Consider the following 14,759-nt stretch of genomic DNA (forward strand, 5'->3'; position numbering starts at 1 on the left):
CCAGTGTCCCTTGGTGAGTTTTGTTTGTCGAGCTTTTTTGCCAAAACCCTTACTGAGCTTGGCTCCCCGGGACGGGCTCGAACCGCCGACCTAATGATTAACAGTCATCCGCTCTACCGACTGAGCTACCGGGGAATTGAAGCGGAATCTTAAATGGATTCCGCTTGCGGGTCAAGGGTTCTAACTAAATATTTATAGCAGATTATTGTTCTGCGAAGCGCTGCAATCTGTCCATGGCGTCGCGCAGAATTTGCATGCTGGTGGCGAAAGAAATGCGGATGCAGCCTTCGTTGCCGAAAGCGGAGCCTGGGACTAAGGCCACGCCTACATCATTTAATAAACGATCGGCGAATTCAATATCATTGGCAAAACCGCGGCGCTCGATGATTTGTTGTACGCTTGGGAAGATATAAAAAGTGCCATCGGCGGGAATTACTTCAATGCCTGGAATATCGCGCAGGCGCTGCGCTACATAATCGTGACGCTCGCGAAAGGCTTTGACCATCTCATGCACGGTTTCCTCTCCGCCATTGAGCGCTGCGGTAGCTGCACGCTGGGCAATGGAGCAGGGGTTAGATGTTGATTGGGATTGCACCGTTTTCATGGCTGAAATCAGCGGGGCGGGGCCGCCTGCATAACCGATGCGCCAGCCGGTCATGGCATAAGCCTTGGAGACGCCGTTTAATACGATCGTGCGTTCATATAATTCAGGGCATGCGTTTAAAATATTAACAAACGGTTGTGACCAAATGATGTGTTCATACATGTCATCCGTAGCAATTAATATTTGCGGATGCCGTTTCAGCACCTCGGCTAATGCTTTTAATTCTGCATAAGTATATGCAATTCCTGAGGGGTTGGACGGGCTGTTAATAAACAGCAATTTTGTCTTTGCAGTAATGGCTTTTTCCAGTTGTTCGGCATTAATTTTGTAATGCTGGGCGGGGGTGGTGGCAATGATGACGGGCTTGCCGCCTGCCAGTAAAACGATGTCGGGGTAAGAAACCCAGTAAGGGGCCGGAATGATGACTTCATCGCCTTCATTGATGAGTGCTTGACATAAATTATAAATACTTTGTTTGCCGCCCACTGAGACTAAGATTTGATTAAGTTGATAATCAAGGCCGTTGTCGCGTTTAAATTTGGCTTGTATGGCTTGTTTGAGTTCAGGAATGCCATCCACGGCAGTGTATTTGGTAAAACCGGCTTCAATCGCTGCCATTGCAGCATCTTTGATATGGCGCGGCGTGTCAAAGTCGGGTTCGCCTGTACCAAGGCCGATAACATCCAGTCCCTGCGCCTGCATTTGCGCGGCTTTGGCGGCTACCGCCAGGGTAGGGGATGGTTTGACTTGCTTGATGCGATCAGCGAGCGCAATATTCATTATAAACTCCTAGTCTATACTTATTTTAAACTCGATAAGATGTAGCCATTTTCAACAGTTCTCGATTGTATTCTTTCATTGAGTAAATTTTGAATCCTGAAGTGCTGAGGCGATCATCCATAAAAATTCATGTTATAGTTCGCGTTATGAAAAAAGCATTTAAAATTCATTCAAATTTCCAACCAGCCGGCGATCAACCAGCGGCCATCGCTTCATTGGTCGATGGCATACATTCCGGCCTGGCCCGCCAAACATTGCTAGGCGTGACCGGTTCAGGAAAAACGTTCACCATCGCGCACGTGATCCAAGCCATCCAAAGGCCGACGTTAATCATGGCACCCAATAAAACTTTGGCGGCGCAATTATACGGGGAGTTTAAAACGTTTTTCCCCGATAACGCGGTGGAGTATTTTGTCTCTTACTATGATTATTATCAGCCGGAAGCATACGTGCCTTCTTCTGACACATTTATTGAAAAAGACGCTTCCATAAATGAACACATCGAGCAAATGCGCCTCTCTGCGACCAAAGCTTTGATTGAGCGCAAAGATGCCATCATTGTCGCCACGGTATCCGCTATTTACGGCTTGGGTGATCCCGATTCTTACTTGCGTATGGTATTACATCTGTCGCGCAAAGAACAATGTAATCAACGCAAAATATTAAGGCGGCTTGCCGAGATGCAATATGTACGCAGCCAGCAATCGCTAAGCCGCGGACAATTTCGCGTGCATGGCGATGTCATCGATATTTTCCCCGCGGATGCAGAAAAAGATGCGGTACGCATCGGGTTATTTGACGATGAAGTGGAAAATATTGCCACATTTGACCCTCTTACTGGCGAAGTATTGCAACGTTTACCACGCGTCACCATTTTCCCAAAAACTCATTATGTCACGCCGCGGGAGCGCATTCTGCAAACGATAGATCAAGTTAAGGAAGAACTTAAAGAGCGTATTGCGGAATTAACTGCGCAAAATCGCTTGCTTGAAGCACAACGCCTGGAGCAGCGCACCAATTTTGATGTGGAAATGATGCTGGAATTGGGATATTGCTCAGGAATTGAAAATTATTCACGGTATTTATCCGGCCGGCAAACCGGTGAACCGCCCCCCACTCTATTTGATTATTTGCCAAGAGATGCATTATTAATCATCGATGAATCGCACGTCACCATTCCGCAAATTGGGGGAATGTACCGTGGTGATCGCGCCCGCAAGGAAACTTTGGTCGAATATGGATTCAGGCTGCCTTCGGCACTGGATAATCGGCCCATGCGTTTTGAAGAATTCATTGAACGCTCCCCGCAAACCATTTACATCTCAGCCACCCCCGGTCCCTATGAACAAGAACAAGCGGATAATGTGGCAGAGCAAGTGGTGCGTCCCACGGGCTTGGTCGACCCGCAGGTGGAAATTCGCCCGGTAACCAATCAAGTGGATGATTTATTGTCCGAGATCCGCAGAGTAGTTGTATCGGGAGAACGGGTTCTGGTAACCACGTTGACGAAGCGCATGGCAGAAGATTTGACGGAATATTTGCATGAGCATGGTATCCGCGTTCGTTATTTGCATGCCGATATCGATACCGTAGAGCGCGTGGAGATTATCCGTGATTTAAGGTTGGGCGAGTTTGACGTGCTGGTTGGTATTAACTTGCTGCGCGAAGGTTTAGATATGCCTGAAGTTTCTTTGGTAGCCATCTTGGACGCGGACAAGGAAGGTTTTTTACGTTCCGATCGTTCTTTAATTCAAACCATAGGTCGGGCGGCAAGAAATGTGAATGGAAAAGCCATCCTTTATGCGGATCGCATGACAGGCTCCATGCAACGGGCTTTGGATGAAACTGAGCGCCGCCGCGATAAGCAAACTGCATTTAATCTTGAACATGGGATTACGCCGCAAGGGATCCGTAAATCGGTGACGGACATCATGGAGCGCCCCCATTTAAATCCGCACCGTAGCCGGGTAGCCGAGAAAAAAGCTGCTTACGCAGTGCTGCCGCCGGATGAGTTGATGAGCCGCATACAAAGTTTGGAGAAAAAGATGTATGCACATGCCAAGAATATGGAATTTGAGCAAGCGGCCATGATACGTGATGAATTACTTGCATTAAAAGAGCAGCTTAAATCATAAACTTCCACTCAGGCAGTGGCATGCCTAAATTTTGATAAGCAGCCAGGGCGGGCGTGACTGGGCTTAAGGCGCAGGAAAATGCCTAAAGGGGCGTTAGCAGCGTTCCCTGCTAAAGGCAGGGAACAGGTTCGGTTTTACAACCAGTATACAAATACGAACAGGAACAACCAGACAACGTCTACAAAGTGCCAATACCAAGCGGCTGCTTCGAAGGCAAAATGACGCTCTGGCGTAAAATGACCGCGTAAGGAGCGGGCAAGAATTACGATCAACATGATGGTTCCCACGGTAACGTGTAAACCATGGAAGCCGGTGAGCATAAAAAAGGTAGTGCCATAAATCCCAGCATCCAGGGTCAGGTTCATTTCCGTATAAGCTTCATGGTATTCATATGCTTGCAGGAATAAGAAGATGAGCCCCAAGGCAATGGTGCAAATTAGCCCGATTTCCAATTGGCGGCGTTTGTTGAGTTTTAAAGCCCAGTGCGCCCAGGTAATGGTTGCGCCGGAAGTTAAAAGGATTAAGGTATTAAGCGCTGCCAGGCCCCAAGCTCCCATGCCTTCGTGAGCGCCTACATACATTTGGTTGTTGGGATTAACTAACAATGGCCATGTGGCTTTGAAATCTGACCAGAGGGTGATATGCGTAATGGGGTGCATTTCCCCGCCCAGTAACGGCACAGACCAGAAACGGGCAAAAAACAAAGCACCGAAAAATGCCGCAAAAAAGCAGACTTCGGAAAAAATAAACCAGCTCATTGCCCAACGGAAGGAGCGGTCCACTTGTAAATCGTAAAGACCTTTTTCATTCTCATAAATGACTTGGCCAAACCAGCCAAACATCATAAATACCACGATGAGCAAGCCTAGAAAAAAGATATAAGGCCCATACCAATTATCATGCAACCAGCAACCGGCACCCACTAACATGGTTGTTAAACCGATTGAACCTACCAAGGGCCAATAACTTGGTTTAGGGACATAATATGTACCATGGTCTCCCATAATGGTTGTTTCTCCTGTTTTTCTATCGCTTCGCGCGATCAGTTACGTCAAATAAAGTATACGCCAAGGTAATTGTTTTTATCTTGGCCGGTAAATCGCTGTCTATGTGAAAAAGCAAAGGCATATCCATTGCTTCATGCCCATTCAGGGTTTGTTGCGTAAAGCAAAAACATTCCGTTTTTTTTAGATATTTTGCAGCAATACCGGGGGTAACGCTGGGAATGGCTTGCACTGTCATGCGGTGGGGGGTTTTATTTTCCGCATAAAATGCGAGCTTCGCAATTTCTCCCGGGTGAACTTTTATCTGTTGCACCTTGGGATAAAATGCCCATGGCACGCCGCTGTTATTGGTTGCTACAAATTGCACCAGCACGTCGCGGTCATGGCTTATTTTGGTGTTTGCATCATAAGCCAGAGCTTCAGGGTTGGTTTTGCCGTTAATGTTTAATGCCTTGCACAAGCTGTTATAAATTGGCACCAGGGCAAATCCGAAACCGAACATGCCCAACACAACCGCAACTAATGTTATCAACAATTTATTGTGACTTTTTACTGCCATAGTCAAACTCAATGGATCTCGGGTGGTACCGTAAAACTGTGGTATGGGGGTGGAGAAGATAAAGTCCACTCAAGACCATGTGCTCCTTCCCATACCTTGGCATCCACTTTTCTGCCACGTCCGCGCACAGTTTGAATCACGTTATACAAGAATATTAACTGCGAAAATCCAAAGATAAATGCGCCCACCGTTGCAATCATATTAAAATTGGTGAACTGCAAGGCATAATCAGGAATGCGGCGTGGCATGCCTGCCAATCCCAGGAAGTGCATTGGGAAAAACAGCACATTCACGGAAATAACGGATAACCAGAAGTGCCATTTGCCCAGGCGCTCACTGTACATGTGCCCAGTCCACTTGGGTAGCCAATAGTAGATAGCAGCTAACAGGGAGAATATAACCCCAGGCACCAGCACATAATGAAAATGCCCCACCACGAAATAAGTATCCTGGTATTGATAATCTGCCGGCACCAGAGCAAGCATCAAGCCGGTGAAACCGCCAATGGTAAACAAGAATACAAAGGCGATGGCAAACAGCATGGGCGTTTCAAAGGTCATGGCACCTTTGAACATGGTGCTTACCCAGTTGAATACCTTAATTCCCGTGGGGACAGCAATCAGCATCGTTGCATACATGAAAAATAATTCCGCACCTAATGCAATGCCGGTGGTGAACATGTGATGCGCCCATACAATAAAGGATAAAAGGGCGATGCTTACGGTTGCATAAACCATAAAATGATAGCCAAACAATGGCTTGCGGCTAAAGGTTGGAATGATTTCCGAGATGACGCCAAAAGCCGGTAAAACCAATACATACACTTCCGGGTGACCGAAGAACCAGAAAATGTGTTGGAATAAAATGGGGTCACCGCCGCCAGCTGCTTCAAAAAAGCTGGTGCCAAAATGACGATCAGCCAGCATCATGGTTACGGCTCCAGCCAGCACGGGCATAATGGCAATCAACAAAAAGGCAGTAATAAGCCAGGTCCAGGCGAACATCGGCATTTTCATCAATGTCATGCCGGGTGCGCGCATATTCAATATGGTGGCAATGATGTTAATCGACCCCATAATTGAAGAAAGCCCCATCATGTGCACGGAAAAAATCATAAAATCCGTACTGGGTGGCGCAAATTTTGTGGACAGTGGCGCATACATGGTCCAGCCGAAGTTTGGGCCACCACCGCTGTGAAACATCGTTGACGCCAACAGGGCGAAGGCAAAGGGCAGAATCCAGAAGCTCCAGTTGTTCAAGCGCGGCAGCGCCATATCGGGGGCGCCAATCATCATCGGAATTTGCCAGTTTGCCAAGCCAGTGAATGCAGGCATAACGACGCCAAATAACATGATTAAGCCATGCAGGGTGGTCATTTGGTTAAAAAAGTTAGGATCAACGAATAAATGACCCGGCTGAAATAATTCAGCACGTATGATCAAAGCCATGCCGCCGCCCACAAAAAAGCTTATCATGGAAAGCCACAAATATAAGGTTCCTATGTCTTTATGGTTGGTTGTAAATAACCAGCGTTTTACAAAGCCGATGACTCCCCGGCCTTGTTCTGGACCGTGGTGTTCATGATCTGCTTCATGGACTATTACTTGGCTCATTGTAAACCTCCAGCTTGAGCTTTTTTCACCATTGTGGGTTGTTGATTCTCACCTTGTCTTGTTTTCGCAACATCAGCCGGTTGCACCAAGTCATTGGTATTATTTTCCCAGGCATTGCGTTCGTAAGTGACAATGGCTGCAATTTCCTCATCGGTTAATTGATCTTTATAGGCTTGCATCGCAGTACCCGGAACGCCATTCAGTACAATGCCGATATGCCTTGCGATGGGTCTGCCCACGGCTACCGAACTGCCTTTTAACGCTGGGAACATAGGCGGCAAGCCTTTCCCGTCGGCTTTATGGCATGCAGCGCAAACGGCGTCATACTTTTCTTTACCCATGGTCATTAACTCGGCACGGGTCATCACTTTTTGCTCGACAGTTTTGCCACCGTCGGCAGCATAAGGATCAGATGCTTTGGTTTGCTGATTGACCCACTGGGTAAATTCTTCATCACTGACTGCCTGTACGACGATGGGCATGTAAGCGTGATTTATGCCGCAAAGCTCGGCACACTGGCCGCGATAGATACCGGGTTTTTCAATACGTGCCCAGGCTTCATGCATAAAACCCGGAATGGCATCGCGTTTTACTCCCAGCTCAGGGACCCACCAAGAATGAATGACATCATTTGAAGTGACCAGAAAACGGATCTTTTTGTGAACTGGAACAACCAGAGGTTTATCAACTTCCAGCAAATACCATTGTCCCTTGGGCTGTTCGTTCTGAATTTGCGCAAATGGGGTAGACAGATTGCTAAAAAAACTGATGCCTTGATCCAGATATTGATACTGCCATTTCCACTGATAGCCAACAATTTTAATGGTGACATCTGAATCCGTATTATCTTCAAGTTTCAATAACACTTTCGTAGCAGGTATAGCCAAACCAATTAAAATTAAAAAGGGGATAATGGTCCAGACAATTTCCAGACGGGTATTGTCATGGAAAGTAGCCGGGATGTAGCCGCGCGATTTACGGTGGTGGAGCAAAGCGTAAAACATCACCCCAAATACAACGACGCCGATGATGGCACAAATCACGATAGCAATCATATGCAAATTGTACATATCATGACTCAAGGGTGTTACCCCTTTATACATATTCATCTGCCAGTTATCCGCAGCGGCAAACACCGGGTGTGCAATAACCGATGTAAGCAGTAAGACGACAAATTTGCAGATGTTCAACCTCTTTAGCATTCCCGACCCTCTTCTTAATTAAGCATTTTTTATTATTAAACCGCCCAAGGGGGTTTAAAAGCGTTAGGTTCAGCAATCCATGCTTTTCAATATGGCATGGCGGCTAGATTTATTACCACAGTGAATAATTGCCTTCCACTTTTGACTGACTCAGGATGTATTTAATGGCTTCCATGATTTCACCCGTCGTGCAGTGTTTGCAGCCACCGTTTTGCGGATGATCGTCGCTTTTCATGGTGCGCTCGATTAAAACGTCCATATTTTTCGCAGCAAGAACGTTCCATTGTTCCTGATCGCCTATCTTGGGCGCACCCAATTTACCTTCATTGTGGCAAATACTGCAGTTTTCATTGTAAATATCTTTGCCATTGGCCGGAAATTTGGCAGCGCCGCCTGATGCCAGATCAAGGCGTTGCGAACGGGACAGCGATTTGTTGAGTATATAATCCACTGCGGCGATCACGTCTTCATCAGAGCACGTGACGCAGGCGCCTTTGATGGGCATGCTGTTATACCCTTGGATGGCATGGCGGTATAAACCGGTTAAGCCGCTTTCTTTCAAGCGGGCATACCAGCCTGGGCCATTGCCGATTAATGGTGCGCCCATTTTGCCGTCCTGATGGCAAATAATGCAGGTGTTTACATAGACTTGCTTCCCGCGTTTCAAGGTAGGTTGCTCTTCCATGCTGGGAACCGCCAGCGGATCTTCACTGCTGATTGATTTTAAATAAATGGAAATGGCTTTTTGATCTTCTTCGGTAAGATAACTTAAGCTGTTGTGATTTACTTCCGCCATGGGGCCTGCGACGGGACCTGCCCTGTTCAGTAATTCGTTTTTCACGAACACATCGGCGACGTCATAATGGCTGGCTGAGCCCAAACCAAATTGGGTGATGTTAGGAGCCCAATAGCCATCCACAAAACCACCCGTTAAATAAAAGCGCTTCTTAGGCGCACCTAGGACGTTAAGCGGCGTATGACACATGCTGCAATGCCCAAGGCCGTCAACAATATACTTGCCGCGGTTCCATGCCGGTGATTGTTCCGGATCATATTCCAGTCGCTCATTGGGGAAAAAGAATAATAAATTCCAACCCCACATCCCCAGGCTTGCTCCCGGCATATTAAATGGGAATGGTTGTGATTTGTTTGGTAATTCCACGGCAGGAATATTCATAAAATACGTGTATAAAGCACGGGCATCGTCATCCGTGATGTTGGCAAAATAAATGTATGGGAAAACGGGAAAATAATTACGCCCGTCAGGAGCGCGGCCATGTTTCATGGCGCGGATAAAATCTTCTTCCGTCCAATTACCGATCCCGGTTTTTTTATCGGGAGTAATATTGGGGCTATAAATGGTACCAAAAGGAGTGTTTAACGGTAGACCGCCAGCAAAGGCGGGAGTACCGCCTCTAACATGCGTGTGACAAGCGATACAATCACCTAGTTTGGCTAAATATTCCCCGCGTTTAATTAGGGTTTCTTTTTCTCCGCTAGCTGGAGTCGTTTGCGGATAAGTAGGATAAAAACCATCTATCAAAGGGTCAACCCACTCATAATTGCTTTTTTCTTCTGCTGCCGAAGCTGTATTAAAGGTAGAAAATAGACCAGCTAACAAACACAAGGCAATTGCATTGTTTTTCAACAAAGAGCCCACGCTCCCTCCTTAAACTCGATTTTTCTAGGTATATATGGCAGGATAAATAAGTTTGGCATTTTATACTGCGGTTACTATAAGTTGCAATGTTGTTGGCGCACTTAAGCAGCATAAACGCATCTTCTGTAATAAGTTTTGCAGCTTGCTGGTAGAATCATTGCCTCCTAAACAAACTGATGCAAAGTAAGTCAGCCGGGCGCGAATCTTAGCCAAGAGATTCAATTATCGTGTTTCCGCAGGATAACAGGCGAAAAACTTCTCTTACACTTATTTATTTAAATCATTCTGGTGACTTATGCAGTATTGATTCTCCCATAAGTCCTTGCCTTGTTCATGCTCAAATTTTTATAACCTTGCCATCTGCTATTCCAAAATAATGCAAAATGTGCGATAATTGCTCTCTTTTTGGTCTGTTTGGTTGTTGATATGCCAGTTTATATGAATGGTCTGATGTTGGGTTTATCCTTAATCATGGCGTTAGGACCGCAAAATATTTTTCTAATCCGCCAGGGGGCACAGCGCAAACATGTGTTGCTCGCGGCTGTGACTTGTTTTCTGTGTGATGCTGTATTGGTTACGGGTAGTGTGGCTGGGTTGCATGAAATTTTGGAGTTGCACCCGGCTTTAGGGGTATGGATGGCAAGGATAGGAGCCGTATTTTTATTTTATTATGGCAGCCGTGCTATTAAACAAGCTCTGTTCTCGTCAAGCTCGGTAGATATGGATGAAGTCATCTCGGTGAGTCGCAAACAAATTATTTTGATGGCGCTTGGCTTTAGCTTGCTCAATCCGCATGCAATTATCGATAGTCTGCTTTTGATCGGTGGCAATAGCAGCCGGTTTCCCGGGCATGAGCAAGCGTTTTTATTGGGTGTAATGACATCCAGCTTATTATGGTTTTCTTTATTGACCACGACTACGTATTGTTTTGCTAACCTGCTTACACGCCGCCGTGTTTGGGGGTGCATCGAATTCTTTAGCGGGGTATTGATGATTTACTTGAGTGCAAAATTAATCTGTGCAATGGGGTGTTAGAAATTAGAAAGGGCCAATCGGTGTGTCGCCAATTGACCCAGTGGAATGACACATAGCAAGTCCAACCTCGCATAACAAAATATCGCATGGATTCAATTGATATGTCAATAATTTTTTTGCAAATATAGCTTATAAAGAAGCATCGGAGTGGCGTTTGTGCGGACAACTGCAGTAAGGAATTTTTGTTGTCGCGGCGGATATGCGTTAAAATTTAATCCCTTCCATTATTTTATATTCATTATGTTTTACGGCAGCATTCAAGAAACCCGGCAATTATTTTTCCTAAGTTGGCAAAAATATAAAACACAGCAGCCCTTACTTCCTTTAGAAGAACAAATTGTGGCTGTAATTAAAGTTCATCCCGAATATCATGAACTTCTCACCACCAATCATTTAAATAAAGAGTATTTCCCCGAGCTGGGCGCAACCAATCCATTTTTACACATGGGTTTGCATTTGGCACTGCGCGATCAGATCAGTACGGACAGACCTGCGGGAATAACAAAAATTTATCGGGATTTAGTAAAAAAATATGGAGATACGTTGGCGGTAGAGCATTTGCTGATGGAGCGTTTGGCGGAATGCTTATGGGCTGCACAGCGCGCCCGTACCTTGCCGGATGAAATTGAATATTTACACTCTTGCTCTTCTCTCTTGTCTTGACGTTTAGGAATTTATCTTCCTATAGTATTTTGCGGTTTCGCAAATTATGGAGATATAAATGAAAAAGGTCATGGCATTGTTAGGGATATTATTAGGCTTGTGTGCGTATGTTCATGCGGATACAAATACTTCTCCTGCTCAAACTCCCAATGCGGTGGGTAACGCGGTACCTAATGCCGCGGATGGAAATTCACAAATGACCAATCCGAATCAAAACCCTGCGCCGGAGAGCATCGATAATGCAGAGGACAATGAAGCTGATCCCGCTAATGATCCCGATCCTGAAGCAGATGTTAACTCAACCGACACGGGAACGCCGCCAGCCCAACAATCGTCTCTTTGATGGCTGTTTAAGTATCTACGCAGAACTAGCACAGTATGCGGCAATATCCGTATAGGCAGTCGCCGCTTACTGGTTTTTACCTCATTATCAGTTAAAATAACGTCCTTATCCTATAGGACGTAAACTGATGAGCGATGACAAAAAAACCACCCATTTTGGTTTTCAAACCGTAGCGTGGGATGAAAAGGAAAAAAAAGTAGGAGATGTCTTTCATTCCGTAGCACCAAAGTATGATTTAATGAATGATCTGATGTCGCTTGGCATTCATCGTTTATGGAAACGGTTTACTATTGAACTAAGCCGAGTACATAAAGGCCAGTCTGTTTTGGATTTGGCAGGCGGAAGTGGGGATTTGACGCGGTTGTTATCCAGGAAAGTTGGCGATGCAGGCCAAATTGTTCTGGCTGACATCAATGCAGGCATGCTCAGGGTAGGAAGAGATCGGTTACTGGATGAAGGCTTGCATAATAACATTCACTTTGTGCAAGCGAATGCACAAATGCTGCCATTTGCCGACAACAGTTTCCATTGCATCACCATGGCATTTGGCTTGCGCAATGTTACCGATAAACAACAAGCCTTGTCTTCCATGTTCAGGGTATGCAAACCTGGTGGAAAATTGATGGTGCTCGAGTTTTCTACCCCGGTGCTCCCGGGATTAAAGCCCGTCTATGACTGGTATTCTTTTAACATATTGCCCAAAATTGGGCAGCTGGTAGCAAACGATGCGTCCAGCTATCAATATCTCGCTGAATCCATCCGCATGCATCCCAATCAAGAAAACCTTAAAACAATGATTGAACAGGCGGGATTTGAAGACTGCCATTACTATAATCTAAGCGGTGGCATCGTTGCGTTACACATTGCCTATAAATACTGAGAGAGTCATGATTAAACACTACACATTAAAGGCTTTGCAAAAAGCAATTAATAAAGCCTTGGCGCTGGATCCTTCCCGAGCGGAAAAACTACAAGCTCTTGAGGGCAAATCGGTAAAACTAATCATTACCCCATTAAACATCAGCTTTTTCATTTGCTTTAGGCAAAATGAATTGCACCTGGCGACTGCACAAGAATGCAGCGCAGACACAATTATCGAAAGCAGCCCGCTTGGTTTGATTCGCTTAAGTCTTTTGCCGGCTTCCAAAGTCCGCTCTTTGTTCAATGATCAAATCAAAATTTCTGGCAACATCGAATTAGGGCAAGAAGTAAAAAAATTATTTGATGAGATGGATATTGATTGGGAAGGGCATTTAGCGCAATTTACCGGTGATGTAGTCGCTTATCAAATTGGTTCTTTTTTCAGGCGTGGTTTTGCATTTAACCAACGATTGGGTGCCAATTTACGCGCCAACCTGACTGAATACTTACAAGAAGAGTTGCGGCTTGTTCCTTCGCGAGAAGAGTTGGAGGATTTTTTTAAAGACGTGGACGATTTGTCTTTAAGTGTCGAACGCCTAGCTGCCCATATTAACCAACTCACGGCTTGTCATGAAATCAATTAAACAGGTAATCCGTTTATTGCACATAAATTACGTGTTGGCTAAAAACGGCTTGGACCGCGTCATCGTGGGAATCAAGCCATTCGCACCGTTGCGCTTTATTGTATTCTTAAACCCCTGGACGTGGTTTCGCCGGGAAAAATTATCGCGAGGGGTGGCGCTTAGGAAAACTTTGGAAGAGCTTGGCCCTATTTTCGTAAAATTTGGTCAAGCGCTGTCTACACGCCCTGATATTTTACCCCCTGATATTGCTATTGAATTATGCAAATTGCAAGACAATGTGCCTCCATTTCCAAGCAAGATGGCACTCACCCTTATCGAAGCTGCATATGGACAAAGTGCTTATGAAGTATTTGCCGAGTTTGATGCACAAGCTTTGGCTTCAGCCTCCATCGCGCAAGTGCATGCCGCTACGTTAAAAAGCGGTCAAAGTGTGGTGGTGAAAATTTTGCGGCCTGGCATAAAAAAAATTATTAGACAGGATTTGGGCATTTTACACACTATTGCGCATCTGGCTGATCGTTATTGGGCGGAAAGTAAGCGCCTGAAACCGAAGGAAATCGTACTTGAATTTGAGCGCAATTTAATTGATGAGCTGAATTTGCAGCAAGAAGCTGCCAATGCAAGTCAATTAAGACGCAATTTTTCCAAGTCGCCGCTGTTGTATGTTCCAGACGTATACTGGGATTATGTGCGCCCCAATATATTGGTTATGGAGCGAATATACGGTATACCAGTTACGGATCTTGCAACTTTGCATGAATATAAAGTCAACATCAAGAAACTGGCGGAACGCGGCCTTGAGATTTTTTTCACGCAAGTATTTAGAGATTGCTTTTTTCATGCTGACATGCACCCTGGAAATATATTCGTTTCTTATGCGCATCCGGAAGATCCACAATATATTTGCGTCGATTTTGGCATTATCGGTACGTTAAATGATAATGATCAACGTTATCTTGCCGAAAATTTGCTTGCATTTTTTAACCGCGATTATCATCGGGTTGCGCAATTGCACATTGAATCCGGTTGGGTAGCCAGAACGACGCGGGCGGAAGAATTTGAAAATGCCATCCGCATGGTGTGCGAGCCCATATTTGAAAAACCTTTAAAAGACATTTCTTTTGCATTGGTGGTCATGCATTTATTTCATGTGGCGCGACGGTTTAACATGCAGGTGCAGCCGCAGTTGGTATTGTTACAGAAAACACTATTGGCTATCGAAGGATTAGGCCGGCAACTATACCCAGAGCTTGATCTTTGGTCCACTGCCAAACCATTTCTGGAAAAATGGTTACGGGACCAAATTGGGCCAAAAGCATTTTTAAAACATATGCGTGCCAACTTGCCGTTTTTTGTAGAACAATTACCGCACATGCCTAAATTGTTAAACGATGTATTGTTGCTTAACAAGGAACAAAAACTGCGGGATTTGCAGATGGCCACTAGCATGGAAACCAGCAAATATCGCCAATCATGGTATCGTGGCATGGCCGCCGGCGTGTTCGGCGCTCTTGTTTTTTTTGGCGGTTTAACTTATTTAAATATAATAGAAGTAGAAAAGCTTACCCTTTTGGCCGCAGGCGCTGCAGTGGCTGGCGGATTTTTAGTGCTGCTGCGTCTATGCGCCGGCAAGCGAGATTAACCCAGTGCAACAGG

Annotated in this window: 13 protein-coding genes and 1 tRNA gene; 7 read left to right on the forward strand and 7 right to left on the reverse strand. The window is 45.5% G+C overall.

Annotated features, from left to right (window positions below; translation table 11 throughout):
• Nucleotides 1–59: 59 nt before the first annotated feature.
• A tRNA-Asn gene (locus tag NKV53_RS11320) sits at nucleotides 60–135 on the reverse strand.
• 67 nt (nucleotides 136–202) lie between these two features.
• A complete protein-coding gene (locus NKV53_RS11325; protein ID WP_126954530.1) occupies nucleotides 203–1,384 on the reverse strand; it encodes a pyridoxal phosphate-dependent aminotransferase in 1,182 nt (393 codons plus the stop codon).
• Between the two features lie 146 nt (nucleotides 1,385–1,530).
• Here NKV53_RS11325 and uvrB point away from each other — a divergent pair, with 146 nt between their 5' ends.
• Nucleotides 1,531–3,519 carry an excinuclease ABC subunit UvrB gene (uvrB, locus tag NKV53_RS11330; RefSeq protein ID WP_127033182.1) on the forward strand — a complete coding sequence of 663 codons (1,989 nt, stop codon included), beginning with the start codon at nucleotides 1,531–1,533 and terminating at the stop codon, nucleotides 3,517–3,519.
• A gap of 134 nt (nucleotides 3,520–3,653) precedes the next feature.
• On the opposite strand, the gene NKV53_RS11335 is transcribed toward uvrB, so the two are convergent.
• From NKV53_RS11335 to NKV53_RS11355, 5 genes are all read right to left on the reverse strand, one after another.
• Nucleotides 3,654–4,523, reverse strand: coding sequence for a cytochrome c oxidase subunit 3 (locus NKV53_RS11335; protein ID WP_126954528.1), 870 nt, complete (start codon nucleotides 4,521–4,523; stop codon nucleotides 3,654–3,656).
• Nucleotides 4,524–4,545: 22 nt separating this feature from the next.
• Complete coding sequence (locus NKV53_RS11340) at nucleotides 4,546–5,082, reverse strand: cytochrome c oxidase assembly protein (RefSeq protein ID WP_126954527.1); 537 nt, start codon at nucleotides 5,080–5,082, stop codon at nucleotides 4,546–4,548.
• A gap of 8 nt (nucleotides 5,083–5,090) precedes the next feature.
• Nucleotides 5,091–6,695 carry a cytochrome c oxidase subunit I gene (gene ctaD, locus NKV53_RS11345; protein ID WP_126954526.1) on the reverse strand — a complete coding sequence of 535 codons (1,605 nt, stop codon included), beginning with the start codon at nucleotides 6,693–6,695 and terminating at the stop codon, nucleotides 5,091–5,093.
• On the reverse strand, nucleotides 6,692–7,897 hold the full coding sequence (gene coxB, locus NKV53_RS11350; RefSeq protein WP_126954525.1) for a cytochrome c oxidase subunit II: 1,206 nt from the start codon (nucleotides 7,895–7,897) through the stop codon (nucleotides 6,692–6,694). The genes ctaD and coxB overlap by 4 nt, the downstream gene beginning before the upstream one ends.
• A 112-nt stretch (nucleotides 7,898–8,009) precedes the next feature.
• On the reverse strand, nucleotides 8,010–9,440 hold the full coding sequence (locus NKV53_RS11355) for a c-type cytochrome (RefSeq protein ID WP_371923217.1): 1,431 nt from the start codon (nucleotides 9,438–9,440) through the stop codon (nucleotides 8,010–8,012).
• A gap of 543 nt (nucleotides 9,441–9,983) precedes the next feature.
• On the opposite strand from NKV53_RS11355, the gene NKV53_RS11360 reads away from it, so the two are divergent.
• The 6 genes from NKV53_RS11360 to ubiB all read left to right on the forward strand — a co-directional run bounded on the left by NKV53_RS11360 (nucleotide 9,984) and on the right by ubiB (nucleotide 14,745).
• Nucleotides 9,984–10,592: a LysE/ArgO family amino acid transporter gene (locus NKV53_RS11360; protein WP_127033178.1), complete on the forward strand. Its 609-nt coding sequence runs from the start codon at nucleotides 9,984–9,986 to the stop codon at nucleotides 10,590–10,592.
• 240 nt (nucleotides 10,593–10,832) lie between these two features.
• Nucleotides 10,833–11,255: a DUF1841 family protein gene (locus NKV53_RS11365; RefSeq protein ID WP_253351161.1), complete on the forward strand. Its 423-nt coding sequence runs from the start codon at nucleotides 10,833–10,835 to the stop codon at nucleotides 11,253–11,255.
• Nucleotides 11,256–11,313: 58 nt separating this feature from the next.
• Nucleotides 11,314–11,598, forward strand: coding sequence for a hypothetical protein (locus NKV53_RS11370; RefSeq protein WP_126954523.1), 285 nt, complete (start codon nucleotides 11,314–11,316; stop codon nucleotides 11,596–11,598).
• A gap of 127 nt (nucleotides 11,599–11,725) precedes the next feature.
• Nucleotides 11,726–12,478 carry a bifunctional demethylmenaquinone methyltransferase/2-methoxy-6-polyprenyl-1,4-benzoquinol methylase UbiE gene (ubiE, locus tag NKV53_RS11375; protein ID WP_126954522.1) on the forward strand — a complete coding sequence of 251 codons (753 nt, stop codon included), beginning with the start codon at nucleotides 11,726–11,728 and terminating at the stop codon, nucleotides 12,476–12,478.
• 7 nt (nucleotides 12,479–12,485) lie between these two features.
• On the forward strand, nucleotides 12,486–13,103 hold the full coding sequence (locus tag NKV53_RS11380; protein ID WP_127033172.1) for an SCP2 domain-containing protein: 618 nt from the start codon (nucleotides 12,486–12,488) through the stop codon (nucleotides 13,101–13,103).
• On the forward strand, nucleotides 13,090–14,745 hold the full coding sequence (gene ubiB, locus NKV53_RS11385) for a ubiquinone biosynthesis regulatory protein kinase UbiB (RefSeq protein WP_253351162.1): 1,656 nt from the start codon (nucleotides 13,090–13,092) through the stop codon (nucleotides 14,743–14,745). Before NKV53_RS11380 ends, ubiB begins: the two co-directional genes overlap by 14 nt.
• Nucleotides 14,746–14,759 lie beyond the last annotated feature (14 nt).

Source organism: Legionella sp. 27cVA30 (assembly GCF_024160945.1).
GTDB classification, from domain to species: domain Bacteria; phylum Pseudomonadota; class Gammaproteobacteria; order Legionellales; family Legionellaceae; genus Legionella_A; species Legionella_A septentrionalis.

Coding starts and splice junctions, on each gene's coding strand:
- NKV53_RS11360 (WP_127033178.1), top strand. CDS start 9,984: ATGCCAGTTTATATGAATGGTCTGATGTTGGGTTTATCCTTAATCATG.
- NKV53_RS11340 (WP_126954527.1), bottom strand. CDS start 5,082: ATGGCAGTAAAAAGTCACAATAAATTGTTGATAACATTAGTTGCGGTT.
- NKV53_RS11380 (WP_127033172.1), top strand. CDS start 12,486: ATGATTAAACACTACACATTAAAGGCTTTGCAAAAAGCAATTAATAAA.
- NKV53_RS11370 (WP_126954523.1), top strand. CDS start 11,314: ATGAAAAAGGTCATGGCATTGTTAGGGATATTATTAGGCTTGTGTGCG.
- NKV53_RS11325 (WP_126954530.1), bottom strand. CDS start 1,384: ATGAATATTGCGCTCGCTGATCGCATCAAGCAAGTCAAACCATCCCCT.
- ctaD (WP_126954526.1), bottom strand. CDS start 6,695: ATGAGCCAAGTAATAGTCCATGAAGCAGATCATGAACACCACGGTCCA.
- NKV53_RS11335 (WP_126954528.1), bottom strand. CDS start 4,523: ATGGGAGACCATGGTACATATTATGTCCCTAAACCAAGTTATTGGCCC.
- uvrB (WP_127033182.1), top strand. CDS start 1,531: ATGAAAAAAGCATTTAAAATTCATTCAAATTTCCAACCAGCCGGCGAT.
- coxB (WP_126954525.1), bottom strand. CDS start 7,897: ATGCTAAAGAGGTTGAACATCTGCAAATTTGTCGTCTTACTGCTTACA.
- ubiB (WP_253351162.1), top strand. CDS start 13,090: ATGAAATCAATTAAACAGGTAATCCGTTTATTGCACATAAATTACGTG.
- NKV53_RS11365 (WP_253351161.1), top strand. CDS start 10,833: ATGTTTTACGGCAGCATTCAAGAAACCCGGCAATTATTTTTCCTAAGT.
- ubiE (WP_126954522.1), top strand. CDS start 11,726: ATGAGCGATGACAAAAAAACCACCCATTTTGGTTTTCAAACCGTAGCG.